General features: G+C 51.3%; 23 protein-coding genes and 1 other RNA gene. 9 read left to right on the plus strand and 15 right to left on the minus strand.

The genetic code is table 11. The features are described from left to right. Positions 1–55: 55 nt before the first annotated feature. The 4 genes from HQN87_RS22285 to HQN87_RS22300 all read right to left on the minus strand — a co-directional run bounded on the left by HQN87_RS22285 (position 56) and on the right by HQN87_RS22300 (position 5,117). On the minus strand, positions 56–616 hold the full coding sequence (locus tag HQN87_RS22285) for a TlpA family protein disulfide reductase (protein WP_173137762.1): 561 nt from the start codon (positions 614–616) through the stop codon (positions 56–58). A gap of 1,246 nt (positions 617–1,862) precedes the next feature. Further along, positions 1,863–2,612, minus strand: a complete 750-nt coding sequence (locus HQN87_RS22290; RefSeq protein ID WP_173137764.1) for an exonuclease domain-containing protein — start codon at positions 2,610–2,612, stop codon at positions 1,863–1,865. Beyond that, positions 2,609–3,682, minus strand: a complete 1,074-nt coding sequence (locus HQN87_RS22295) for a DUF294 nucleotidyltransferase-like domain-containing protein (RefSeq protein WP_216857409.1) — start codon at positions 3,680–3,682, stop codon at positions 2,609–2,611. The genes HQN87_RS22290 and HQN87_RS22295 overlap by 4 nt, the downstream gene beginning before the upstream one ends. Before the next feature lie 40 nt (positions 3,683–3,722). Next, positions 3,723–5,117: an ammonium transporter gene (locus HQN87_RS22300; protein ID WP_173137768.1), complete on the minus strand. Its 1,395-nt coding sequence runs from the start codon at positions 5,115–5,117 to the stop codon at positions 3,723–3,725. A gap of 456 nt (positions 5,118–5,573) precedes the next feature. Here HQN87_RS22300 and HQN87_RS22305 point away from each other — a divergent pair, with 456 nt between their 5' ends. Continuing rightward, positions 5,574–6,005 (plus strand): MerR family transcriptional regulator, encoded by a 432-nt coding sequence (locus tag HQN87_RS22305; RefSeq protein ID WP_173137770.1) that lies wholly within the window; start codon positions 5,574–5,576, stop codon positions 6,003–6,005. A 33-nt stretch (positions 6,006–6,038) separates the two neighbouring features. Beyond that, positions 6,039–6,716 carry a zinc metallopeptidase gene (locus HQN87_RS22310; protein WP_436836483.1) on the plus strand — a complete coding sequence of 226 codons (678 nt, stop codon included), beginning with the start codon at positions 6,039–6,041 and terminating at the stop codon, positions 6,714–6,716. 37 nt (positions 6,717–6,753) lie between these two features. Here HQN87_RS22310 and gltC read toward each other — a convergent pair whose 3' ends face one another. After that, on the minus strand, positions 6,754–7,671 hold the full coding sequence (gene gltC, locus HQN87_RS22315) for a glutamate biosynthesis transcriptional regulator GltC (RefSeq protein WP_173137772.1): 918 nt from the start codon (positions 7,669–7,671) through the stop codon (positions 6,754–6,756). A gap of 12 nt (positions 7,672–7,683) precedes the next feature. Beyond that, on the minus strand, positions 7,684–8,310 hold the full coding sequence (locus HQN87_RS22320) for a rhomboid family intramembrane serine protease (RefSeq protein WP_173137774.1): 627 nt from the start codon (positions 8,308–8,310) through the stop codon (positions 7,684–7,686). Between the two features lie 112 nt (positions 8,311–8,422). On the opposite strand from HQN87_RS22320, the gene tpx reads away from it, so the two are divergent. Continuing rightward, positions 8,423–8,941, plus strand: coding sequence for a thiol peroxidase (tpx, locus tag HQN87_RS22325; RefSeq protein WP_173137776.1), 519 nt, complete (start codon positions 8,423–8,425; stop codon positions 8,939–8,941). A 115-nt stretch (positions 8,942–9,056) separates the two neighbouring features. On the opposite strand, the gene HQN87_RS22330 is transcribed toward tpx, so the two are convergent. From HQN87_RS22330 to HQN87_RS22340, 3 genes are all read right to left on the minus strand, one after another. Continuing rightward, entirely contained in the window at positions 9,057–9,446 is a 390-nt protein-coding gene (locus tag HQN87_RS22330) for a DUF1499 domain-containing protein (protein ID WP_173137778.1), read from the minus strand. A gap of 222 nt (positions 9,447–9,668) precedes the next feature. Further along, a non-coding RNA gene (gene ssrS, locus HQN87_RS22335) (6S RNA) lies at positions 9,669–9,860 on the minus strand. A 103-nt stretch (positions 9,861–9,963) separates the two neighbouring features. Further along, positions 9,964–10,806 carry a YesL family protein gene (locus HQN87_RS22340; RefSeq protein WP_173137780.1) on the minus strand — a complete coding sequence of 281 codons (843 nt, stop codon included), beginning with the start codon at positions 10,804–10,806 and terminating at the stop codon, positions 9,964–9,966. Positions 10,807–10,985: 179 nt separating this feature from the next. Between HQN87_RS22340 and HQN87_RS22345 the strand changes: the two genes are divergently transcribed. Beyond that, positions 10,986–11,081 carry a dihydroorotate dehydrogenase gene (locus tag HQN87_RS22345; RefSeq protein WP_173137782.1) on the plus strand — a complete coding sequence of 32 codons (96 nt, stop codon included), beginning with the start codon at positions 10,986–10,988 and terminating at the stop codon, positions 11,079–11,081. A 71-nt stretch (positions 11,082–11,152) separates the two neighbouring features. On the opposite strand, the gene cshA is transcribed toward HQN87_RS22345, so the two are convergent. Further along, the gene (cshA, locus tag HQN87_RS22350) at positions 11,153–12,817 is read right to left on the minus strand and encodes a degradosome RNA helicase CshA (protein WP_173137784.1); all 1,665 of its coding nucleotides are present in this window, start codon (positions 12,815–12,817) and stop codon (positions 11,153–11,155) included. Between the two features lie 315 nt (positions 12,818–13,132). Here cshA and HQN87_RS22355 point away from each other — a divergent pair, with 315 nt between their 5' ends. The 4 genes from HQN87_RS22355 (at position 13,133) to HQN87_RS22370 (ending at position 17,299) form a co-directional block, all read left to right on the plus strand. Continuing rightward, positions 13,133–13,960 (plus strand): YitT family protein, encoded by an 828-nt coding sequence (locus tag HQN87_RS22355; RefSeq protein ID WP_301953208.1) that lies wholly within the window; start codon positions 13,133–13,135, stop codon positions 13,958–13,960. Between the two features lie 176 nt (positions 13,961–14,136). Then, positions 14,137–14,325, plus strand: coding sequence for a hypothetical protein (locus HQN87_RS22360; protein WP_171718441.1), 189 nt, complete (start codon positions 14,137–14,139; stop codon positions 14,323–14,325). Positions 14,326–14,569: 244 nt separating this feature from the next. Beyond that, positions 14,570–15,799 carry a putative glycoside hydrolase gene (locus HQN87_RS22365; RefSeq protein WP_173137786.1) on the plus strand — a complete coding sequence of 410 codons (1,230 nt, stop codon included), beginning with the start codon at positions 14,570–14,572 and terminating at the stop codon, positions 15,797–15,799. A gap of 144 nt (positions 15,800–15,943) precedes the next feature. Next, the gene (locus HQN87_RS22370) at positions 15,944–17,299 is read left to right on the plus strand and encodes an MATE family efflux transporter (RefSeq protein WP_173137788.1); all 1,356 of its coding nucleotides are present in this window, start codon (positions 15,944–15,946) and stop codon (positions 17,297–17,299) included. A gap of 275 nt (positions 17,300–17,574) precedes the next feature. Here the strand turns inward: HQN87_RS22370 and HQN87_RS22375 are convergent, their stop codons facing one another. The 4 genes from HQN87_RS22375 to HQN87_RS22390 all read right to left on the minus strand — a co-directional run bounded on the left by HQN87_RS22375 (position 17,575) and on the right by HQN87_RS22390 (position 22,679). Next, entirely contained in the window at positions 17,575–17,835 is a 261-nt protein-coding gene (locus HQN87_RS22375; protein WP_173137790.1) for a metal-sensitive transcriptional regulator, read from the minus strand. Positions 17,836–17,851: 16 nt separating this feature from the next. Then, positions 17,852–20,329 carry a CoA-disulfide reductase gene (locus tag HQN87_RS22380; protein ID WP_173137792.1) on the minus strand — a complete coding sequence of 826 codons (2,478 nt, stop codon included), beginning with the start codon at positions 20,327–20,329 and terminating at the stop codon, positions 17,852–17,854. A 226-nt stretch (positions 20,330–20,555) separates the two neighbouring features. Continuing rightward, positions 20,556–21,527, minus strand: a complete 972-nt coding sequence (gene pfkA / locus HQN87_RS22385) for a 6-phosphofructokinase (protein WP_173137795.1) — start codon at positions 21,525–21,527, stop codon at positions 20,556–20,558. A 69-nt stretch (positions 21,528–21,596) separates the two neighbouring features. Continuing rightward, positions 21,597–22,679: a tetraprenyl-beta-curcumene synthase family protein gene (locus HQN87_RS22390; protein ID WP_173137901.1), complete on the minus strand. Its 1,083-nt coding sequence runs from the start codon at positions 22,677–22,679 to the stop codon at positions 21,597–21,599. A 225-nt stretch (positions 22,680–22,904) separates the two neighbouring features. On the opposite strand from HQN87_RS22390, the gene HQN87_RS22395 reads away from it, so the two are divergent. Next, a complete protein-coding gene (locus HQN87_RS22395; protein ID WP_173137797.1) occupies positions 22,905–24,149 on the plus strand; it encodes an MFS transporter in 1,245 nt (414 codons plus the stop codon). A gap of 201 nt (positions 24,150–24,350) precedes the next feature. On the opposite strand, the gene HQN87_RS22400 is transcribed toward HQN87_RS22395, so the two are convergent. After that, positions 24,351–24,548, minus strand: coding sequence for a cold shock domain-containing protein (locus tag HQN87_RS22400; RefSeq protein WP_036725228.1), 198 nt, complete (start codon positions 24,546–24,548; stop codon positions 24,351–24,353). Between the last annotated feature and the right edge of the window lie 93 nt (positions 24,549–24,641).

A 24,641-nucleotide genomic window follows, 5' to 3' on the forward strand; every position in this document is an offset into this window, starting at 1 on the left:
GGACATGTATCCGCCCTGGAGGGCTTTTTGCAATGTGCGACGGCCGCCGATTGGGCTAGGAGCCTGTCAGGGCGATAATCTTCTTTTCCAATTCCTCAGCGGACAGGACACCCAGAATGATCTCACTAATCACACCATTCTTGTCAATCAACACGTTGGTCGGGAACACCGCTCCGTTGTACTTATCGAAGATCTGCCCTTTCAAATCATACATCACCGGAAAAGTCAGCATATACTTCTTGACGAACCGTTCCGCATTAGGCTTGTAATCCTGGCTGGTAACGTTGATTCCGTATACATCCAGCACGTTGCTGTATTTCATAGCCAGCTTATTCAGCTCAGGAGCTTCCTGCTTGCAAGGGTCGCACCAGGAGGCCCAGAAGTTCAGAATGACCGCCTTGTCCCTTGCTCCATCGACCACATATTGCTTATCTCCCTCCTGCAGGGTAAAAGAAGGGGCCTTCATGCCTGCGTACGCACCAGTCTCCGGTTCCGCTGCCGGCTGCATAACCGCAACCGCGCTTGGCTCAGACTTCACTTTATGTTCTATGGCAAGCACGGCCAGAAAAATAATCAAGGCCAGAATCGTCAAATTCCTTTTATGGACTGCCTTCATAGGACTCAATTCCTTTGCATGGAGGATTTTTCTCTATTGTACCCCCACTTGCTCCAGTTTCAAACGTAATTTACCGAACAAAAGGAAGAATGTTGCCGAAGTGGAGCTGGATGCCTGGGCTGCTGAGGGGGAACCGAGGTAGATGCCTGGGCTGAACGCTAGGGGGAACTGAGGCGGATATCTGGGTTACCGAGGGAGAACGATGGTGGATACTCGGACGCTGAGGGAAGTGGAGGTGAATGCCTGGGCTGAACGCTGAGGAGAACCGAGGTGGATGTCTGGGTTACGAGGGAGAACGATGGTGGATGCCTGGGACGCTGAGGGACAGCAGGGGTAGAGGCCTGGGCTCCCGGGGGAAGCAGAGGTGCAGCCCAGGAGCAAGCTCCAGGGTATGGAACGGAGACCGCCACCCTTCCTGTAACAAGCAAGTAAGTAAGTGGAAAAACGTATCTTAATCCTCCCATTTCTGCTGAATGTGCGTAAGCAAGTGGAAAAACAACATCTAATCTGAATAGTTTTAAGTACACTGGGAGAAATGAGCTAAATTAAGTGTTGTTTTTCCAACTATTGGTTTAACATCGACTATTCCTTCAGCAGTAAGTGGACAAAATCCATCTATTTCCGGCGCTCCCCTCCCAAACAGCATACGACGGGGTCGAGTTGGTGGATTCGAATAAAGCCCCAGGGGTATGAACGAAAAAAGAGGATTCCGTCAAAGACGAAATCCCATGAAGAGAGAGGGGTAAAGCTGACAGCAGTCCAGGGATTCCCCCAGTCGATCAGACAGGGCTCCTCCATACAGCAGAGGCTGGGGAAGCTTCTGCTGACCTGTTATCCTCAGGAAGCCTGCGGATAACTGCTGTTGCTGCCGCAGCGGGCGGCATTGTACGGACCACAACAGCCCGTACTCAACGTAGCGCCTGACCCGCCGCTTGACCGCCTTCCTGCGCACCAGACTCGCCGACTTGTCGCCTCCAAGTGTTGCCTGGTCCGCTGCCTTATCGCCTTCCGCGCACCAGACTCGCCGCCTTATCTCCTTCCGCACACCAGACTCGCCGACTTGTCGCCTTCCGCGCACCAGACCCGCCGACTTTCCGCCTGACCCGCCGCCTGTCCGCCTTCCCGTGCAGCAGACCCGCCGCCTGACCGCCCTCCTGCGCAGCAGACTCGCTGCCTTCCTAGCTCCGCATCCCAGCCTGCTCACCTTATGCAAATTCTGTTTGTCTTCGTCTTCCCAGCATAGCCGTTATGTTCTGCTCAGATACGCGTACAGATCACCAAGCGTGTCCACCTGGTTCTTTTGGGAAATCTGGCGGATATACTTCACCCATAACTTTGCCGTCATTTTGGCATCCTCCAGCGCATGGTGACGGCCCTCAATGGGAATCTCATGGATGGCCAGCAGCTCATCCAGCGTGTAATTGCTGCGGTGCGGCTCCAGCCAGCGGGCCAGCATCATCGTATCGAGCACCCGGTGGGTTAACTGGACCTTGGAGGTCTTCCATAAGGCCGCATTCAGAAATGACTTGTCATGGGCACTTCCGTGCGCCACCAGCACCCGCTGGCCGACAAAGGACATGAAATTATGCAGCCCGTCCATGAGCGGCGGTGCAGCTGATGTCATCTCTGCTGAAATTCCCGTAAGCCGGGTGATGTGATCAGGAATGGCTGCCCCGCAGTTCACAAGTGTATAGAAGCACTCCTCTTCCTTAATCTCTTCCCCGACAACCCGGATCGCCCCGAAGGACATAATCTCATCCCCGCCCTGATGGGAGAAGCCCGTCGTCTCCAGATCAAATATAACCGTCTCCAGTTCAGACAGCGGAGTGTGCAGTACCTCCGGACGCCGCTTTTCACGCATCAGAGAACGGATGAAGGCCATCTGCTGGGCGGTCTGCTGGGCCGACTCCCCGCCTCTCATGGAAGCGATGGCGGACGGCATTCCGCCCTGCCGCAGGTTATTCCAGAATCCCCCGCCTTTGTTCGGCTCCTTCATAGCTGCCTCCTTTCCGCTGACCGGAGCTGACGCTGCAGCGCCTTATGCAGACGTCTGATCAGCAGCAGACTTTCCCGCAGCTCCGCTCTGAGCCGCTTATTCTTCAGATCATCCCCGGGATAATAATCACTGCTTGCCAGCAGACCGTCCACCACCGTATACGGCGTATTCACACGCATCCTCAGCGCCGTCAGGACAGCCCGCCGGATCTCTTCAAGATGCTGATACTGGTTCAGCTCCGCCAGGTCCTCAAGCCTCTTCAGTGTCGAAGATTCCTCAATGCCGTGCAGCAGCGACAAATGCCGGACGATATTCACCAGCGGAATGTAGAGGCCATATTTCACATCGAAGCCGCCTGCATTATCGCCGAACCGCTCCGTGAGTACCTGTCCAAGCAGATTAAGCGTAGCCTTATGGCGTACTGTATTGCGCAGCACTGCCGTCGTTAATTTGCTGTTGTCTATGAATCCGGCATGAAGAGCTTCCCGCCAAGCGGCAGACAACTCCTCACTCCCGGCTACATGGCGCATGTCTGAGGCTATAATCAGGTAGCGGACAGGTTCCCATTCGAGCTGCTCCATCCAGTCTGACAGCTGATGCTTCCATTCAGCCAGCGACTTCCGCCAGAGCGGCTCGGAGCACATGACTCTGCCGTCGCATTTCTCATAACCTATAGCTTCAAGTACATCCGACAGCATGTTGCCAAAAGCTTCAAAATAACTTCCCCTGTCGCCCTCCAGCTCTCCCTCAACAATCAAACCGTTATCCTGATCGCTCCACAGCGTGGCTTCCTGCCGGCCTGCACTGCCGAATACAATGAAGGAATAGGCACAAGGAGGCAGGCCGTAGCCCGCCTCCTTCATCTGCGCCTCACATAGGTGTACCGCCGTTCTGGCAAGCTGATCATGCATGGCATTGACCCGGTACATCCATTCCTCAACCGGAATAACGTTTAACTGCTCCAGAAGTACCTGTTGGCAAGCGGTACGCCTGGCCTTAAGCTCCTGCGGCGAACCGGCTGTTACGATGGACAAGTAACTTTCTTCTTCGTTCCAATCTGCAGTCTCCATCGAAGCCACTCGGTCCGCCTCCCTATCGAGTAGAAATCTATTAATGCTTCAGGGTTTTGGAATCCGATTCAGCGATCAGCTTCATTTGTTCAGGATAGCCGTACGTACCATGCTCACTGATATCCAGACCCATCAATTCTTCTTCTTCCGTTACACGAATACCAATTACCATCTTCATTACATACAGGATTACGAAGGACATTACCGCTACGAAGACAAAGGTTCCGACTACACCCAGCGCCTGTACGCCAAGCTGATGGAAGCCTCCGCCATAGAACAGACCCGCTTTACCTACAAGTGCACCTTGTTCAATCAGATCAGGTGCTGCGAAGAGGCCTGTGGACAATGCACCCCATATTCCGGCGATACCATGTACAGAGAAAGCATAGATCGGATCATCAAGTCCGGCACGCTCCAGCCACTGTGAAGTCATGAAGGTGAAGGCACCTGCCACAAGACCGATAATGATTGCTGCCCATGGTTCTACGAAGGCACAAGCACCGGTGATGGCAACGAGGGCTGCCAGTACGCCGTTAAGCATGGCCGGGATATCGGATTTGCCGAAGTACAGCCAGGAAGCCGCCAGTGCAGCCAGACCGCCTGCCGCTGCTGCAATGTTGGTGGTAAGCGCTACGTGTCCAAAGAATCCGCCCATTGGAGACAAGGCGCTGCCCGGGTTGAATCCGAACCAGCCGAACCAGAGAATGATAACACCCAGTACCGTGAATACCTGGTTATGACCCGGAATAATAACCGGCTTGCCTTCTTTGTTGAACTTGCCAAGACGAGGTTTGAGCAGAATGGTTGCCACTACAGCCGCCGTTGCTCCTGTAAGATGGACTACAGTAGAACCTGCATAATCCTGCATGCTCAGTTCAGCCAGCCAGCCGCCGCCCCATACCCAGTGAGCTACCACAGGGTAGATAACGACCGAGAAGAGAATTCCGAAGATAATGTATACACTAAGTTTAGCACGTTCAGCCATACCGCCGGATACAATCGCCAGGGAGACTGCAGCAAATGCCATTTGGAACAGGAATTTAGTATTCAGCGTTACATCGGAGAACGCCAGGGATTCGAACGCGGAGGCTGTTGAATCTCCACCGTAGAAGAAGCCCGTAGTTCCGAAGAAGCTGTTGCCGTTTCCGAAGCCAAGACCGAAGCCCAGTGCCCAGAAACATAAGCTGGCAATTGCCAGTGTCAGTACTGTCTTACCGGCAACGTGGCCGGCATTCTTCATCCGGACCGAACCGGCCTCAAGTAATGCGAACCCCGATTGCATGAAGAATACAAGGATAAATGCCAGGAAGGTAAATGCAGTATCCAGTCCGATCTGCAGATCCGGTGCTGCCGGACCCTCAGCCGCAAACGCGCTGACCGGATAGATCATCAGTGTAATCATGGCCAGGAACATCATCAACAACTTCTTTTTCATATTGTACCCCACTCCCCAATGTTATATTTCCTAACAAGTCGTGAAACTCTTAATGTCATTATAATCAGAAGTCAGGTAAATTGACAAGACTATTTTTTTGAATATTCTAATTAAAACTTGCATCATTCTGAAGTTCCCTTATGCACCGCTAATGCAAACGCATACACTACATATACATTCCCCGTGTGCTTTATACTGTATTTTTATTAACACTCATTAGTAAAAATGCCTTTCTCCCGCCAATTTTAGCTATCCAGATGATTTCCGCATACTTCAACACTCAAATATATAACATAACATGTTATATATAGTTATTTTAAACCCAAGCATTATTATGAAGAATCCGCATATACTTTAAGTAAGCGGTACGTTTGACTGTACGGTTTCCCATTTGATATGATTAGTTATGTCCTTAACAATAGTAAGCAGCTTAGCGAGGTGAGATAACTTGGAGATATGACCCTTTACCGGATCGGAGAGCTGGCCAAGGCGGCCAGTATCAGTGAACGTACCATTGATTATTATACGAAGCTTGGACTGATCACACCGGAATCCAGGAGCTTGAAGAATTACCGGTTGTACAGCCATGAAACCTTAGTCGTTCTTCAACGTATTAATCAGCTTAAGCAAGAGAAATATACATTGGAAGAAATCAAATCCCTGATCAGCAAGTGGAACGCAGCCACACCGGAAGCTGAAGTCTCCGGCAAGCTGGTCCAGCTTGAGCTTCAGATGCAGCAGCTTGAGCGGGAAGTCCGGGCGCTGGAGCCCGTAATTAGCGGCCTGAAGCCGGGACAGGCCAATCGGGCGCTCGCAGCACTGATTCCCCAAGGCGTAGCTTGTATGGAAGCAATCCGTCTTCTGCTGACCCAGGGGCCGCCAATGTAACAGCTTGTATCTCAAATGGAGGAATGAACGCATATGATGCCACTAATGTATCTGTTGTTAGCTGTCGCTTTTATCTTTTCGCTATGGGCCCAGTTCAGAGTCAAAGGCAATTTCAAGAAATGGGCCCAGGTGCCGAATATGAACGGCTTAACCGGTTATGAAGCTGCCCGGCGCATGCTTGATGCCAACGGCCTCCACGATGTTCCCATCGAGCCGGTGCAGGGAACGCTCACCGACCATTATGACCCGATCCATCGTGTTGTACGGTTATCCGAGCCTGTATATTATGAGAGCTCTATCGCAGCGGTCTCTGTGGCGTGTCACGAGATCGGCCATGCGATCCAGCATAAGGAACATTATCCCATGCTGTCGCTCCGCCACCGGATGTTCCCGGTCGTTAACTTTGCATCCGGCGTTGCTCCCTTCATGCTGCTGGCGGGCTTCATATTCAGCTCATTTCAACTGATCGGTCTTGGTATTATTTTCTTCTCCGCCGCAGTAGCCTTCCAGCTGGTCACGCTGCCTGTCGAATTCAATGCCAGCAGCCGAGCACGCCGGATTATGGTGCAGCAAGGCTTCATCCGCAATGATGAAGAGCGGGGAGTTGCCAAGGTTCTGAACGCCGCAGCACTTACGTATGTTGCAGCCGCTCTGGTATCCCTGATCGAACTGATCCGTCTGATCCTGATGTACCTGGGCAACCGCGATTAACCGATCTCTATAGACAAACAGACAATACCCCGGTAGGCTAAGAGCCGACCGGGGTATTGTCTGTTTGTCTGTCTTTGAAATAGGTTAGCAGGAAGTTACGGAAGGACTGGGCTACCAGCGGGAGCTTCCCCTCCGCCCGGTGAATGAGCCCTACGGTCCTCGTAATGGTAGGCTCCACCACCCGGACCTGCGCCGGCTGCATCGGATTGGTCTGGTAGAGCGCCATCTCAGGCAGCAGGCTTACCCCCATTCCGGCGGCAACCAGGCCACGAATGGTATCCGTCTCTCCGCCCTCAAAAGCAATCTGCGGCTTGAAGCCCGCCGCAAGGCAAGCCTGCCAGACAATCGGCCGCAGCGAGTAGCCTTGGCTGAATAATACGAACTTCTCGTCCCGAAGCTGTTCCAGCCGGATCACTTCCCTACTAGCTAACGGATGATTCTCCGGCAGGATAGCGAACAGCTCTTCGGTCATTACAATATCTCCGGCCACATGCCCTACATTCTCGGGAAACGGAGAGATGAATGCCAAATCCACTTCCCCGGAGATTACATCCTTGATTAAGGATGGATACGCCCCCTGCTTGAAACGGAATTTGACATGAGGGAAATGGCTGCGGAATTCCGCCACAATCGAAGGTATGAGATGGGTCCCCAGACTGTGCGGGAAGCCGATGCGGATCTCCCCGCGCTCCGGATCAAGGAATTCGTGAACCTCTGCCACTGACCGGTCCAGTTCATTCAGCACCGACTCCACTCTTTTGCAAAAGAGCTGTCCTACGGGAGTCAGCTGCAGATTCCTACCCTTCTGCATGAACAGATCCACCCCCAGCTCCTGCTCCAGCTGATGAATCTGGCGGCTTACCGCAGATTGTGCGACATGCAGCTCCTCCGCCGCTCTGGTGACATGTTCCTTCTGGGCAACCTTCAGAAAATACTGCAGCTGTCTAAGCTCCAAAACTACACTTCCTTATCGTCGTTTTCTTTTGAATATACGAATCATTAGCCCATAAATGAAGAATCCGGCGATCAGACCCCCGATATGTGCCATGTAATCTATGTGCGGTGTAGCAAAAGACATAACGATCCCCACGACCAACAGCCCGTAGAGCGTCTTGCGCGAGCCCTCATCCATCATTCCTCTCTGCAGCACTGCAATATAGAGGAAGGCGCCATATATGGCGTAGATCGCTCCTGAGGCCCCTACAGAGACAATCCCGATTTCAACGTTACCGCGGCTGCTGACGGCGACCCCGATCAGATTAGCCAGGAACCCTCCGCCCAGGTACAGCAGCGCATACCTCCACCAGCCCATCAGCCGCTCCAGGGGAGGGGCGAACACCAGCAGGGAGAAGCTGTTAAAGAACAAATGGGCGAAGCCGTTGTGCAGGAACATCGCCGAAGCGTAGCGCCACAGCTCATCCTTCTCCGGACCCACATTGACCGTTGCCCCATATTTGACGAGCGTATATAGATTGGTCGAGCCGCCATTAAGCGACAGCACGATAAACATAATCACATTGGCCAGAATCAGAGCACAGGTCACAGGATAATACCGGAGATAGCTCCTCCACTTCTCATATCGTATAAAAATCATAGCACCCATCCTTCTATGTATGTTGTCCAGCTCGACATAAAGCTTCTAAAAAGATTATAATTTATTCTGGCACTAACAATCCAATAATGTAATTCAAGGAGGAAACAAGGACATGACGCAAGAACGAACAGGCGTAGCTACTTTTAAGGGTAATCCCATTACTCTGGTAGGGCCAGAACTGAAGGCCGGAGATTCCGCTCCACCATTCACGGTGAGCAAGAATCTGCTGGAAGACGCATCACTTACAGATTACGCTGGCAAAATCAAGCTGATCAGCGTTGTGCCTTCCCTGGATACCGGCGTGTGCGATGCGCAGACCCGCCGCTTCAACAGCGAAGCTGCCGGACTTGGCGATGATGTGGTCATCCTCACCATCAGCACTGACCTTCCCTTCGCCCAGGCCCGCTGGTGCGGTGCCGCAGGCATTGACAGTGTTATTACACTGTCCGATCACAAAGAGGTCTCTTTCGGACAAGCCTACGGGGTACTCATCAAGGAATTCCGCCTCGACATGCGCTCCATCTTCGTGGTAGACAAGAATGATACTTTGGCTTATGTCGAGTATCTTGGCGAAATGGCTGAGCACCCTGATTATGAAGCGGCGATCTCCGCCGTTAAAGCACTGCTCTAAGACGGAACGAACAGGTATATAAATACTTATATTTTTGAAAAAAAGCGGCAGAAGGTCATCCCTCTCCCGCTTTTTGCGTATGATGATCTTTAAGTATATCATGGCCGTCTTGTGCTCAATCGACCTTGAATTTACCCAGCTTCTTATCCATGGACTGGTACAAACGTTGAATGACACGGTAATTGGCACCCAAATCGCCAAGCGACCCTCTGGATGCTGAATATATATCTACGGCACAGCGCACGGGTGTAGTGCTCAGCACAGATACTGTAATATCAAGCGAGCGGCCGAGCGCCGTTCTCTTCTCCAGGGTAATCTCCCCTACAGACTGCACTTCATGCAAGACCTTATATCCAGGAATTTTCTTCAGCGTTGCAGATACTTCTTCCCACGCCTTGTCTCTTGAAAGATTGTAATAACGCGTTTTCAATGCCGGATCTTTGGCACGGTCGCTTGTTCCGTCATGACTGCGAAATAAACCGACCAAGGTTCTTTTCAACGACAAAATTCTTCCCCCTCTTCAAATCCCAAGTTCATTACCTTAAGTGTAACACTCTTGTCCGCGGAACAAAAGGGCATTGCTCACTTTCCCCGGGTAAAATCCCCTGTCTGGAGAACAATAATCGGAGCTTACCACCAGGGTATTTCAAAAATTCAGACTGCACTAATAAAAAGGCACCCTGTACCCGCAGTTAAGCAGGTAACAGGGTGCCTTGTCATTAACAGTAGAAAACCCGCCTATGCCGTCCGGCTGCAGTGTCTTCTGAACCTGCTAGAGCAGGTGGGTGACCGCAGAAGTCGTTTTTGAATTCCCCAGGTCATATAGACAGGGCTGTTCAGCCGCGCTTCATGTAGATCTCCCAAGACATTATCATTGGTTCAAAACAACGAGCAACCATAACGAACATCGCAGGATTTATAATCATTATATTGCGTTTTAACAAAAAAGTAAACCTGTATGCGCTTTATTTAACACCGGCATCATTTTCCGTTACCTTAACCGCCTGTTTATTACGGGAATGTTAAGTCCGTTTGGACAGCCTATCGGCTTTGTTGTCCTCTTCATCCTCGTCTTCCTCGTCTTCGTCATCTTCATCGGACGGCAGGCCTTCATTCTCAGCCGCTTCGAGCGCCGCCTGTTCCTCTGCCAGCTTCTTCTTCTCCACCTGCAGCTGCAGCTTGTTGTATGTAGCGAAGAAATTGAAGAAGGCAAGCATCGCAATCAGTGTAGGAATACACAGCACGTAGAGCACCGGATACCTCAGACCTATATAGAGAAGAACCCCTGCCCCAATCAGCGTCGAGAATACACGGATCGGCCGGGCGATCGTGAGCAGAATGGAATTGGTTACCACTTCTTTGAAAGTCATCTGGTAATGAACCACGATGGAGAAGAAATTAAACATGGATACGAACAAGATAATCATCAGCACAAGCATCAGGATACCGATGATTTTGAAATTGGCCATCTGGGTCATGTATACGGTCACATCAACGTACATGACGACAAACAGCAGGGTGTAGATCAGCCCTCCAAGCATACTTTTCAGGTAATTCTCTTTGTACCCTTGAAAAAAAGTGCGGAATGTACTTACATCAGTGTTGCCCATAACCCATTTGCGTACCACCGTAAATAACGCCGACGTAGCCGGAAATACGGTGAATGGTGCGAATACACCAAGTACCCAGTTCAGCATGATCTGCTCATTCGGTCCGCCTGCTCCAGAACCCAGCATGAGAATCTTCATAATTCCTGCGAACAGGAACGGAATCGAACACAACGCCCATAAAATATTGCTGAAGGCGATCCGTGTGATCCATTCCGTGATGCGGTATAAACCGCCCATTGCTCCTTTAAACTCCAATTCCCTTCCTCCTGTCTATCTTGTGCATACTGCATATCTTAACTATACCTTTTTGGACAGGACTTTTCCAGCGCCCAAGTTTACAAGTTCTAGGTAAGTGTCTAAGCAAGCTCTGCCAGCCTTCCATATATTACATTGTAACCACAACAAATCTCTTATGTTCAAAGGAGGTTAACCTCATGTCCGCACCTGGATGCTGCAGTCCTTGGACTTCCACAGGCACTATTCTGGTTCTCTTTATCCTGCTGGTCATCATCTCCCGCACCTTCATCTAAAACAATTCAGCACAAAAAGAAGACGAGAGCCGCTAACGGTTGCTCGTCTTCTTCAGAATGTCTTCTATTCCTTAAGCGTCATAATCCTGCTTGGCCGGGCGCGTGCTTGTGCTGCTCGGACGCGATGACGGTCTTGCATCTGTGCTACGGGTTGCTCCATCACGGTTGCCTTTGTAGCCGCCGCCGTAGCTGCTTCCGCCGCTGCCACTGTTGCCGCCATAGCCGCTGCTGTAGCCGCCACGTGTGCTTCCGCCGCTGCTTGCATTGTCACGGTTGCCGCGATAGCCGCCGCCGCTTGCGTTGTCACGGTTGCCTTTGTAGCCGCCGCCGGAACTTGAACCCGTACGGTTGCCGCCATAGCCGCTGTTAGGCTTGCGTCCGCTGCGGATATCGTTCTTGCCGCCGCGGCGTTTCGCACGGATCGGATCTTCCGGAGTCAATTCAATCTGCGCATCCTTGTTATCGCCGGTAAGAAGCTTCATAGCTGCGGACAGCAGCTGTACAGAATCATACTGTTCCAGCAATTGAATGGCAATGCCTTTGTATTCGTTCAATTCGCCATCCTCAACCATTGCAAGCAGACGTTCTGCTGTAATGCGTTGTTTGCCTTCAATAGCCTCAGCCATCGTTGGAAGCGGTTTGCGGGTAATGCGGTGACGGGTAACGCGCTCGATCAGGTGCAGATGATCCATCTCACGCGGAGTCACGAAGGACCATGCAGTACCTTCTTTACCGGCACGGCCTGTACGGCCGATACGGTGTACATAGCTTTCCGGGTCCTGCGGAAGGTCGAAGTTGATTACATGCGTTACGCCGGATACGTCCAGACCGCGTGCAGCAACGTCTGTAGCTACCAGTACATCAATGCTGCCGTCGCGGAATTTGCGCATTACAGCATCGCGCTGATTCTGCGACAAGTCACCGTGCAGGCCGTCAGCGGAATATCCGCGTTTCTGCAATCCTTCAGCAAGCTCGTCTACCCGGCGTTTGGTGCGGCCGAATACGATAGCCAGATCAGGGGATTCCATGTCAATCAAGCGACTGAGCGCTTCGAATTTCTGGCGTTCCGGCACTTCAACATAAGCCTGGTCAATAAGCGGAGCGCTGATCTGCTTAGGAATTACGGATACATGCTGCGGGTTCTTCAGGAACTGCTGGGCAAGGCGTTGGATGTTAGGAGGCATAGTAGCCGAGAAGAGCATGGTCTGACGTTCTTCTGGAACGAGCTTGAGGATCGTTTGGATATCCTCCATGAAGCCCATGTCGAGCATTTCATCGGCTTCGTCCAGTACGATGGTCTGAACATCATCCAGGCGGATGGTTTTGCGGTTGATATGGTCCAGGAGACGTCCTGGTGTACCAATAATAATCTGTGGTTTCTTCTTAAGTCCGCGGATCTGACGGCCGATATCCTGCCCGCCGTAAATCGCCAGTGAACGAAGTCCTTTGAAGCGGGTCAATTTGCCGATCTCTTCAGCAACCTGAATGGCAAGCTCACGAGTCGGGGTCATAATCAGTGCAACAATCTTCTCTTCTTCCCGGGCGATCTTGGAAATGAGGGGAATCCCGAATGCAGCAGTCTTACCTGTACCCGTCTGTGCCTGGCCGATCAAGTCCGATCCGGCCATAGCAAGCGGAATTGCCTGCTCCTGAATGGGGGTTGCTTCCTCAAATCCTAGCTCTGTGATTGCTTGAAGTACTTTTGGCTCCAAGCCGAATTCTGCGAATGTTTTCAAATTATTCATGCTCCTTCTATACAGTGGACATTCCACATGCTTGTCTGTATTCTTAAGTAGCGGTAAACACATTTATAGGCTGTCCAATCATGCCGTATTTCCTGCATGGTTTAGCGCGTATTGGGACAAAAAAATGTCCTATGATCAGGCCACTACATACACCTGACAACTGTAACTTCGCATTCTAAGCAATGCAAAAATACCATTGTAACGTCCTACTCAAGAATATCCTATACATTATATCACAAACTCAATGAGGAATACCAGTGTATTCCTTACTTTCATTACTTACATTACACTCAGAGGTGAATTTGCTTGGTAAAACTTAGACTTTTCGGGAGCTTTCTTGCCGTTCTCTTCGGTTCAGCAATGATCGCAAGCGGCTTTAATCTGTTCCTGATCCCCCACAGGCTGCTCAGCGGAGGCGTATCCGGTCTGGCCATGCTGGCCGGGTATTTCACCCCGTTCAATATCAGCCTGTTGTATTTACTCTTCAATATTCCGCTGCTTGTCGCCGGATGGTTCCAGCTGGGCCGCCGGTTTATTATTCTCAGCATGGTCTCTGTAGGGGCTACCACCTGGCTGATGACGGTGGTACCGGTCTTTCAAGTATCCTCGGATATGCTGCTGGCCTCTGTCTTCGGCGGGGTGCTTGTGGGTGCCGGTGCAGGCATCTCCTTCCGTGTAGGGGGCTCGTCGGGCGGTTTCGATATTCTGGGCTCCATCATTACGCGATACCGGGATTTCCCGATCGGCAGTGTGCTGGTCGGCCTCAACGGGCTCGTGATTCTTGCTGCGGCCTACTTTGACGACAACTGGAACCTCGCCCTGGCCTCCATGGTCTCCATTTATGTAACCGGCAAGGTGGTGGACCTGATTCATGTCAGCCACATCAAAGTCACCGTGTATATCATAACCAACCGGACCGACGAGCTTTTGCAGCAATTACTGGGACTTCAGCGCGGAGTTACAAAATTTAAGACAGAAGGCGCTTATTCTCATGTAGAACGGGACATGCTAATGACAGTAACCACTCGCTATGAACTTGCAGAGCTGAAGCGCATTATCAAAACCAGCGACCCGCAGGCTTTTGTAAATATTGTTGAAACCGTCGGAGTCATGGGCTCTTTCCGCAAAAGGTAGAGCCAGAAGAAATGCTTAATCGTTCAAATTGTGTTATATTATTACTACGCAGGACCTTAACAATTTCATGAAGATTGTGATTTACCCCTCTTTTTTCCAGGCACTTCGTTTTTCCGGGTGGACCCTGAATTCTGATTCAGTTCGATTCGAAAAAGGAAAGGGTGATTTTTGTGGAAATGGAAACGGTAAAATTGTCAGCAATCGTCATGAGGTGGTATCCGGATATGATACCGTTTCTGAAGCAGGACGAACTCAATTCTGTAATCGTTCTGCGTGACGGTCTTAGTATTCTGGAACCGGCAGATGCCATGGATATCATCCATTACAGCATTTGCGAGCATCAGAATTCTGCGTATCTTCATTAAGTAAGCTGCCTTACCAGCAAGCAAGTTATAATAGTTGCCGCTCCGGACTTTGGCGTTCGTGCCAGTCCGGAGCGGCATTTACTTTTTAGATCAGCGATTCAAAATCTGTACATCCCGTTTATTAACAACAAGAGCGGAGTCATGACCTCAAAAATTACGGGTATTGTTACAAGTCTGTTCTTTTTGGGTGCATCCGTTACTTTATACTTTATAAGGAATGTACATAAAGGGAGCGATTAAGAAAATGAACATCACCTGGGCTTTACTGATGATGGCCCTGGGAGGCGTTGGTGTCCCGAATCAGGGACATGAAGCTGATGTGGCAGCAGCACTGCAAGGCGCCATGAACCCCCCCATCGTCGCACAACAAACCACTAATCCTGATGCAGCGACTTCACCGAACGGAGGCGGCACTACCGCTCCTTCACCTTCACCAAGTGCCACCGCAGAGGCAGCACTTCATACCGACCCGCAGCCGGATGCTCCCAAAGTCAAAGGGATCTACGTAACTGCGTACAGCGCCGGGGGTGCACGGATGGAAACTCTGCTTGCCCTGCTGGACAAGACAGAGCTGAACTCTATGGTCATTGACATCAAGGATGATGCCGGATATATCACATATAAGACGGATAATGCTGAGCTTCAGCAGATGGGACATCCCCAGCCGTTCATCGGTGATATCAACAAGCTGATGACCCGGCTGAAGGAGCATGATGTCTATCCGATTGCCCGGATCGTGGTATTCAAGGATTCTGTCCTCGCCAAAAAGAACAAGGAATTGTCCTTTGTGAATAAAGACGGCTCTGTCTGGGCCAACAAAGGCGGAGACAGCTTCGTGAATCCTTATAATGAAGCGGTGTGGAAATATAATGTGGATATTGCCAAGGAAGCCGTGAAGCTTGGCTTCAAGGAGATTCAGTTTGACTATGTGCGTTTCCCTGAAGGCTTCGAGAAACGTGCGGACACACTGAAGTACACGAAGAGCGACAGACCGCGCGTGGAGATCATCGCCGACTTTGTCAAATATGCCAAAGCAGAGCTGGCGCCGCTCGGAGTGCGGACATCCGTGGATATCTTCGGCTACGCTGCCTCGGTACCTGCTGCTGAAGGTATTGGCCAGGATTTCGTCAAAATATCCAAAAATGTTGATGTTATCAGCCCCATGGTCTATCCGAGCCATTACTCCACCGGCTGGTTTGATGTGAAAGACCCTGACAAAGACCCTTATGCGACGATCAAGGGTTCGATGGTCGATACACATAAGAAGCTTAATCCGCTAGGCAGCTACAAACCGGTCATCCGTCCGTGGATTCAGGACTTCACCGCCAGCTGGCTGGGCAGCGGACATTATGTCAAATACGGCAAGAAGCAGGTTGAAGATCAGATCCGTGCCCTGAAGGACGAGAACATCGAGGAATTCCTGCTTTGGAATGCCAATAACCGCTATACCTCTGATGTGAAATACGTACAATAGGCTTTCTGCAATTATAAGGTGCATCCATTAGCTACACTCTAGCCCGGCAGCCGCCGGGCTTTTTACTGGAAAATTTCATTAATATGAATAGATACATATACGTATACATTCTTATATTTTAAAGATAACGGAGCATTGATTATTATGAAACAGACTACTTCCATTAAACAAAAAGCCGGACAATTCCTGCACATCTTACTTCCGATCCTGATTACTCAGATTGCGCTGTCTGCGATCACCTTCTTCGATACCAATATGTCCGGCAAATTCGGCACGAATGATCTCGCTGGCGTGGCCATTGGCACGAGCCTGTGGATTCCCATCCAGACCGGCCTCAGCGGTATTCTAATGGGGATTACCCCCATTGTCTCTCATCTCCTCGGCAGCAAACGTGACAAGGAGGTCGCAGGCCAGGTGATGCAGGGCATTTGGCTCTCACTGATTATATCAGTGCTGGTCCTTATTCTGGGCGGCCTTGCCCTTTCGCCGATATTGAACTTCATGAATCTGGAGCCTGCCGTACGTGATATCGCCTTCCGGTTCCTGGGCGCTATCTCCTTCGGCATTATCCCGCTGTTCGGCTATACTGTTGTCCGCAGCTGTATTGACGCACTCGGGCAGACCCGGGTCTCTATGTTCATCACCCTGATTGCACTGCCGGTCAATGTGGGGCTTAACTATCTGCTGATCTTCGGCAACTTCGGATTTCCCCGTCTTGGCGGAGTAGGCGCAGGTGTCGCTTCTGCCATCACCTATTGGGTCATCTTCCTGATTGCTCTGGTCTTCATCTACCGCGCTGAGACTTTCCGTAACCTGCGGATCTTCCGCAAATTCTATGCCATGTCGTTAACAAGCTTCAAGGAGCTGCTGAAGATTGGCGTGCCGATCGGCTTTTCCATCTTTTTTGAGACTGCGGTATTCTCAGCCGTAACCCTGCTGATGAGCCGCTTCGATACTGTAACTATCGCTGCCCATCAGGCCGCAATCAATTTCGCCTCCACCCTGTACATGATTCCGCTGAGCATCTGTATGAGCCTGACGATTCTCGTCGGCTTCGAGAGCGGCTCCGGCCGGCTTAAGGATGCGCGGCAGTATGGCATCATGGGTATCGGCAGCGCGGCAGTGCTCTCCCTGCTTACAGCGCTTGTGCTGCTGTTCGCAGGGAATCATGTGGCCGGATTGTACTCGGATGAACCTGAAGTGATATCGCTAATCCAGCATTTCCTGATCTATGCGATCTTCTTCCAAATCTCCGATGCCATTGCAACTCCTACCCAGGGTGTACTGCGGGGTTATAAGGATGTCAATCCTGCATTCATTATTTGCTTCATCGCCTACTGGGTAATCGGGCTTCCCGTCGGCTATCTGCTTGCCACTTACAGCAGCCTCGGTGCATACGGATACTGGATCGGACTGATTACCGGTCTGGCTATAGGTGCAATTCTGCTGCTGGCCAGGCTTGTCCGGGTGCAGAGAAGATTCTCCGTAAAGGGAGCATGATAACGAGCCAAGGACAAACCCCTTTGTATTGGAGTAGGATCAACTTTGCGCATTTGAATGAACGCTGCGCGAACGGACCGATGTTCCAATCGCTCTTGTCCCCAGATTTTTTGGATTCCCCTTAGCGGTGAAAATCCGGGGACAAAGGCGACCGCATTCGCTTTTCCACATTCGTTCCGTCCTCTCCGCTGTTTAAGCGGGATACGAATACATTCTTCAAAAACGCAGAGGGGCTGTCCAAGCCATTTTATGGCTTTGGAACAGCCCCTTTTCAACTACCGGCTCTTCACAAGCAGTCCGACTGCTTCCTTAATCACTTGATCGGGAGAATTCCCTTGTGCCAGCTCTTCCTGAATGCAGTGCTCCAGATTATCGCCGATAACTGCACCTACAGTGCGGTCTACGGCGGTTCTGATCGCTGTCAGCTGCGTCACGATCTCGCGGCAATCCTTGCCTTCCTCCAGCATACCCAGTACTCCCCGCACCTGACCTTCAATGCGCTTCAACCGGTTGGTAATGGCTTTATCATACTCCACGGTTCCCTGACCTCCTCTAGATGAACAGATTAACACCCGAATCCTCTGCGGCTCCAAGATAACTGGCAACACCGCCAAAGTCCACGCCTTCAATCAACTCTTCCTGCTTGATGCCCATAATGTCCATGCTCATCGTACAGGCCATCAGCTTCACGCCAGCATCCAGCGCTCCCTGCATCAGCTTCTCCAGGGAATCCACATTCTTGCGGCCCATGGTATAACGGATCAGCTTAGCGCCCAGCCCGCCCATATTCATTCTGGATAAAGGAAGCTTACGGGTCCCTTGCGGCATCATCTTACCGAACATCCGGTCAAGACCGGATTTGCTCACCTTCGGTGGCTGCCCGCGGCGAAGTACATTCAGCCCCCAGAAGGTGAAGAACATGGTTACCTGCTTGCCCATAGCTGCGGCACCTGTGGCAATAATGAAGGAGGCAATGGATTTGTCGAGGTCGCCGCTGAATACAATCATAGTGGTCCCTCCTGAAGGCAGGGCCTGCTCTGTCTGAAGCCCGCTTACGTCTGCCGGGCTTTGCCCTTTGCGTACCAATGCCTTCACTCTGCCTCCGGACACATCCACAGATTCGAGCGTGTTATGAGTCTTGCTGCACCATTGTCTGATATCAGCGGCAAAACCGAAATCTGTCGCGCTGATCTCAACCTGCTGGCCTTCCTCCATCGACTTTACGGTCTCATATACTTTGAGTATAGGGCCTGGGCACTGTAAACCGCAAGCATCCAGCACAAGGCGCGGCTTGGCATTAAGCTGCTCCTGACTATTCACTGTACCGTCCGGAGGGAGGTCCGCCAAAGCCGGAGCCTCCGGCTCTCCACTCCCGCCGGAATTCTCTTCTGCCATTGCGGCATAAGTTTTATAGCCTCCATCCACGTTCCTCACCGGATACCCATATTGACTGAGCATTCTGGCAGCAATATAGCCGCGTAACCCTACCTGGCAGGATACCGCAATTTCCTTCCCCCCCGGAATTTCTGTCAGCCTGTCCCGCAGCTCGGATAGCGGAATATTAACAGAACCGGGAATATAGCCTGCCAATCTCTCGGCCTTGTCCCTGACATCAATAATAAGTCCGCCGCCGCGCGTGAATTCATCGACTTCATGCCACTGCAGATTACGGACAAGCCCCTCCATTACATTAGAGGCAACATATCCGGCCATATTTACTGGGTCTTTGGCCGAGGAATACGGCGGTGCATAGGCAAGCTCCAGATCGGCCAGCTCATCGGCCCTCAGCTTGCTGCGGATGGCGGTCGCAATGACATCAATTCTTTTGTCAGCACCACTGCTGCCCACTGCCTGTGCTCCATATATCACTCCGGTCTGCGGATTGAAGAGCAGCTTCAACGCTATCGGAGCCGCACCAGGGTAGTACCCGGCATGCGAATTGGGATGGATATGCACAGCCTCGTAGGGTACCCCCAGTGACTTGAGCGTCTTCTCATTATTGCCGGTAAGCGCAGCAGTCAAGTCAAAAATCTTGATAATTGCAGTTCCCAGTGCTCCCGTATAGGAAGCTTCGCGCCCGTTGATATGATCGGCGGCCAGACGACCCTGACGATTCGCCCCCCAGGCCAGGGAGACCATGGTATCGAACCCCTGCACCCGGTCCTTCACTTCAATGACATCCCCGACTGCATAAATCGCCGGATCACTGGTCTGCAGCGAGGCATTCACTTTAACGGCCCCCCGGACTCCAAGCGCAAGGCCGCTGCTGCGTGCCAGATCATTCTCAGGACTGACTCCGATGGCCATAATTACTATATCTGTCTTCATCTGATTACCAGAAGAGAGGCGAAGCAGCCGGCCCTGCTCTTCAAAAGCTTCCACTCCCTCGTTCAGCCGCAGCTCTACACCATGAAGGCGCATATGCGCTTCCAGCGGGCGGACCATTTCAAGATCGAGCGGGTTCAGGATCTGCTGTCCTCTGTCGATTACGGTGACTGCAAGACCGCGCTCCCGCAGGTTCTCCGCCATTTCAAGTCCGATGAAGCCCGCACCGATCACTGTGGCATGTCTGAGCGAATTGGTATCCACATAATCCTTGATACGGTCCGTATCGGGAATATTTCTTAAAGTAAACAGGTTCTTGGCATCAGCGATTCCCGGAATAGGCGGAACTATCGGCTTGGCCCCAGGAGACAGCACAACGATATCATACGGAATCTGGAAGACCTCTCCTGTCGTGACATTGCGGCAGTGGACCTCCTTGCGTTCGCGATCGATCTCCGTCGCCTCGGTGAAGACCTTCACCTCAATATTGAAGCGGGCCTGTATACCCGCAGGTGTCTGCAGAAAGAGCTTGTCTCTGGAATCAATCGTCTCACCGATATAGTACGGCAGCCCGCAATTGGCAAAAGAGACATGCTCTCCCCGCTCTATCATAATGATCCGGTCTTCTTCATTTAATCTTCTTAAACGCGCGGCCGCCGATGCCCCTCCGGCAACTCCGCCAATAATGACTATAGTTCTGCTCATCTGTATTTCCTCCTTCGGGTTATATACCCCTATGGGTATTATTATATACGGGTGGGGGTATATGTCAAGCTGAAATAGACGGTATTTGTTTCAGCGAGAACTAGAAGGATAAGTTATCGTGTGCAACATATAAATTCTCATATTTCAAAAAAAACGATCCTCCAATGGAGGATCGCCAGAATCGCTGCTATGTTGATCATTACTACTTAATTCGTTCCCGTTACTCTTATTGGGACAACCGGGAAGCCAGCTCATACAGCTCGATATCGAAATCTTTCTTAGTGTTCACAACCTTATCAATATCCGTAAGCGTCAATTCTCCTTTAATAAGTCCGCAGGCCTTGTCCGATTCGCCTTCAATCAGCTTGCGGACGGCAAAATCGGCCAAACGGCTGGCCAGGTTACGGTCTGCCGGGGTTGGCGTACCACCGCGCTGAATATGTCCCAGCACCGTTACACGGGCATCGAGGGAAGCATGGCGGTCTTTGAGCGCCTGGGCAACATCTTCACCCTTGCCTACGCCTTCGGCCACAATAACAATACTATGACGTTTACCGCGGGCGAAGTTATCCTTCATCCGGTCAGCCACTTCATTAAGATCATAAGGCATTTCCGGCACCAGGATAGTCTCCGCTCCCGAAGCAAGGCCCGCATGCAGAGCGATGTCTCCGCAGTGGCGTCCCATAACTTCTACGATAGAGGAACGTTCATGGGAAGACATGGTGTCGCGCAATTTATTGATCGCATCTACTACAACGCCAACGGCTGTATCGAATCCAATGGTGTAGTCCGTGAATGAGATATCATTATCAATCGTTCCCGGCAACGCCATGGTTTTAATGCCCAGCTTACTAAGTTTGTTCGCACCGTGGTAGGAGCCGTCTCCGCCGATTACAACCAGACCGTCGATACCGAACTCATTGAGAATGTCCGCACCCTTCTGCTGTCCTTCCGGCTTCATGAACTCCAGGCAGCGTGCAGATTGCAGAACGGTACCTCCGCGCTGGATAATATCGCCTACACTCCGCAGATCCATCGGGAAAATGTCACGGTTCAGCAGACCCTGATATCCGCGCTGAATGCCAAATACCTCAATTCCGAAGTAGATTGCGCTGCGGACGACCGCACGTACAGCGGCATTCATGCCCTGGGAGTCTCCACCACTGGTTAATACTGCGATTTTTTTTACGTTTGACATTCTGTTAGTTCCTCCTTAAAATTGCGCCGGATCTCCTAATCGGACGAAGGCCCAGCAGCATCTGATGCATTAATACATACGTTTGCGTATCCAGCGGCTGTTGACGAAGAAGAAAAGCCGGGTCAGCGGACTTTTTCTCATCAGCCGTTTGGATACCAGGCGAACCTCCCGCTGTTCGCTGACTTTGGGATCGGACAAATAAAGTGCCAGAAGTCCTTCGATGACCATACGATGCATGGAGGTCTCGGGAAGATTCTGGACATCCCTGCGGGCCCACTCTACGATCGAAGCGATCCGATCCAGCATAGTATCCGTATTCTCATAATAATTGCAGAAATTGAGATCACCGCCGGCCCGGTCTTCATCCTGGTCAATCAGATAATCCAGCATAATGTGCAGCCCGCATACATGCGGAAAGTACGCAGCACGAATGGAAGCCGATGCAGCGGTGCTCAGCTTGGAATCACAGGAAGCCAGAAAAAGCATAAACACACCCAGAGTTGAACCGGTTGCGGCAGCAAACTCATTCCACTGGAGATGAGGTGCACGATGCCCCTCCTTCTCCCACCACTCCTTCAGGGCAGCTTCCCTGAGATCAGGATGAATGTGCTTGTAGACCTGAAGATCGGTGTATAATACGGCCAACTGATAAATCTCTTCAGCGGCAGCACCGTATCCCGGAAGCCGGGAGGTCATCTCCTGGCATTTGCGGACCAGCCTGTTCAAATATCCGCCATCATTCTGTTCGGTACGCAGCGCATAATAGTTCACTGGCTCTGCGCCGGGGGTAACCGCATCAAGCATCGACTGGTGCAGCAGCCGAAAATCGTCAGGGTCAAGCGAAGTACTGCGATCACATAGGTTGTCCAAATAATCACTGATTGTCTGATAAGCAACAATTAGCGGAATCAGTATATGTCTCATCGACAAATTACCGGCGGCATAGATACCGCCGCCTTGGCAATGAAACTGCTTCGTTTCAATGCTGGCAAGCGCCTGCTTACGGAGCTCGGGATCGGGAATTCCTTCTGCATCCTGGCGCCAGAAATCGAGACATGATCGCACTTCCGGCAGCACGTACTTATAGACCCTGTTCATCATTCCAATAGGACCGCGCGGACTTAGGTAACGGCCTTGCTCAAATACATTCAATGACAGTGCCTCCACATTGTTGTCTCCTTATCCAAATCATCATTATTATAATATGCAGAGCGTATTTGTACAAACAACAAAATCACTTTCGCAAAAGCTTGAAAGATTCAGAAAAACGATATTTTACGTAACCCCGGCCTCTCAGCTTTATGCTATACTATTACCCGTTCAGCCTAAAAAGGTTACTATTCTAAGTTTTTGTCCTATCCGAAGGAGTGCACAACCATGAATGCGAGACGGAGCGGCGGCCAATACAGTGATCAGAACTGGCTGCGATCCTTTATGTTTACGTTATACGGCACAAGTGTGCTGGTTGTTTCTTATTTCCCTTTGTTCTATGCACACTTAGGGTTCAGCAGTCCGCAAATGGGCCTGCTGTACTCGGTGGGCCCGCTGATTTCGATTCTCTCCAACCTATTCTGGAGCATGATGAGTGACCGGCTGGGTACAGTCCGGAAGATCATGGCGCTTCTGCTTGGCGGCCAGCTGGTCACCGCCATTATTCTCGCCAGAGCTACCGATTTCTCAAGTGTTATGCTTATTTTGTCCTTTTTCTATTTCTTCTATTACCCTGTATTTCCGCTTGCGGATACGATGGCTATCAAAATTGCCCAGCGGCACGGGCGGAATTTCATCGCCATTCGCGTGTTCGGCTCCCTCGGGTACTCTTTCTTTGCCCTTACGATTGGATATGTACTAAGAGCGATGGGACCCCAGTACAGCGTAGCTATTTGTATTGTGATTGTCGTGACTGCGCTGCTTATTACAATTGGACTAAAGGATGTGAAGCGCAGCGAAGCCGCTCCCGCACTGGCAGGCGGAGAATCACCGGACAAACCCCTTAAAGGCGCCGGACTCCGGGAAATTCTGCTCCAAAAGGAAGTGCTGTGGTTCTTCGGCTCCGTCTTCCTGCTTGCCATAGGTTACCGGATGAACGAGGCCTTCCTGACCATAAGCCTCAAGAGCATGAATGCAGGTGATGAGATTGTCGGCTGGGCGCTGCTGGCCTCTGCACTCAGTGAGATCCCGATCTTCTTCCTGCTGAGCAGATACGGCGACAGGTTCAAGGAGCTGCCGCTGCTCGCCTTTGCCAGCCTGATGTTCACGCTGCGCTTTCTGTTCATGGCGCTGGCCAAGGAGCCGGGAACTGTGGTAGCCATTCAGGCTATGCACAGCGTCTCCTTCGGCATCTATTATGTAACGGCCGTCCGCTACATCACCCGGATTATCCCCGATCATCTCCGGGCAACCGGGATGGCGCTGTTCACAGTCGTATGGTCCAGCGGTGCAGGTCTGCTCAGCGGCACCTTCGGCGGACTGATCTACCAGGATGCCGGACGGATTGTATTCTATATGGTAGCTACAGGCTTCTCCATCCTGGCCCTAATCGGCTTCCTGTCCAAGCATCTGATGGACCTCGGAGGCGGTACAGACCGCCCGCTGCGCAGCAACTCCAAGACTCCGCTCTAAGCGGAGCAAGCCATGCCGTTCCTGTCCGGGATCGGCATGGCTTGTTGCCGCTTCCGGCTTAAATCAGCTTCCTGAGGCACAAAAAAACACAGTTCCCGAAAGAACTGTGTGCTGCTTAAGTTGCCTTATGCTACTCATGCCAGTGCGTGCTGCATCAAATATATATATTGCGGCTGGCAGAAGCTCTGCCTTGGCCGTATTTTATAATTTAACTACGTTTGCTGCCTGTGGTCCACGGTTACCGTCAGTAACATCGAATTCAACCGCTTGACCTTCGTCCAAAGTCTTGAAACCGTCGCCTTGAATGGCTGAGAAGTGAACGAATACATCTTCGCCGCCTTCTACTTGAAGGAAACCATAACCCTTTTCTGCGTTAAACCACTTAACTGTACCTTTCAAATGAACAACCTCCTAAAAATACCGCCATATATGGCGTATGCTTACATTATACTCTTTCTTTACTTGTAAAGCAATCCATCTTTTCCCTGATTT

It is taken from the genome of Paenibacillus tritici, from assembly GCF_013204885.1.
GTDB classification, from domain to species: Bacteria; Bacillota; Bacilli; order Paenibacillales; family Paenibacillaceae; genus Paenibacillus_AQ; species Paenibacillus_AQ tritici.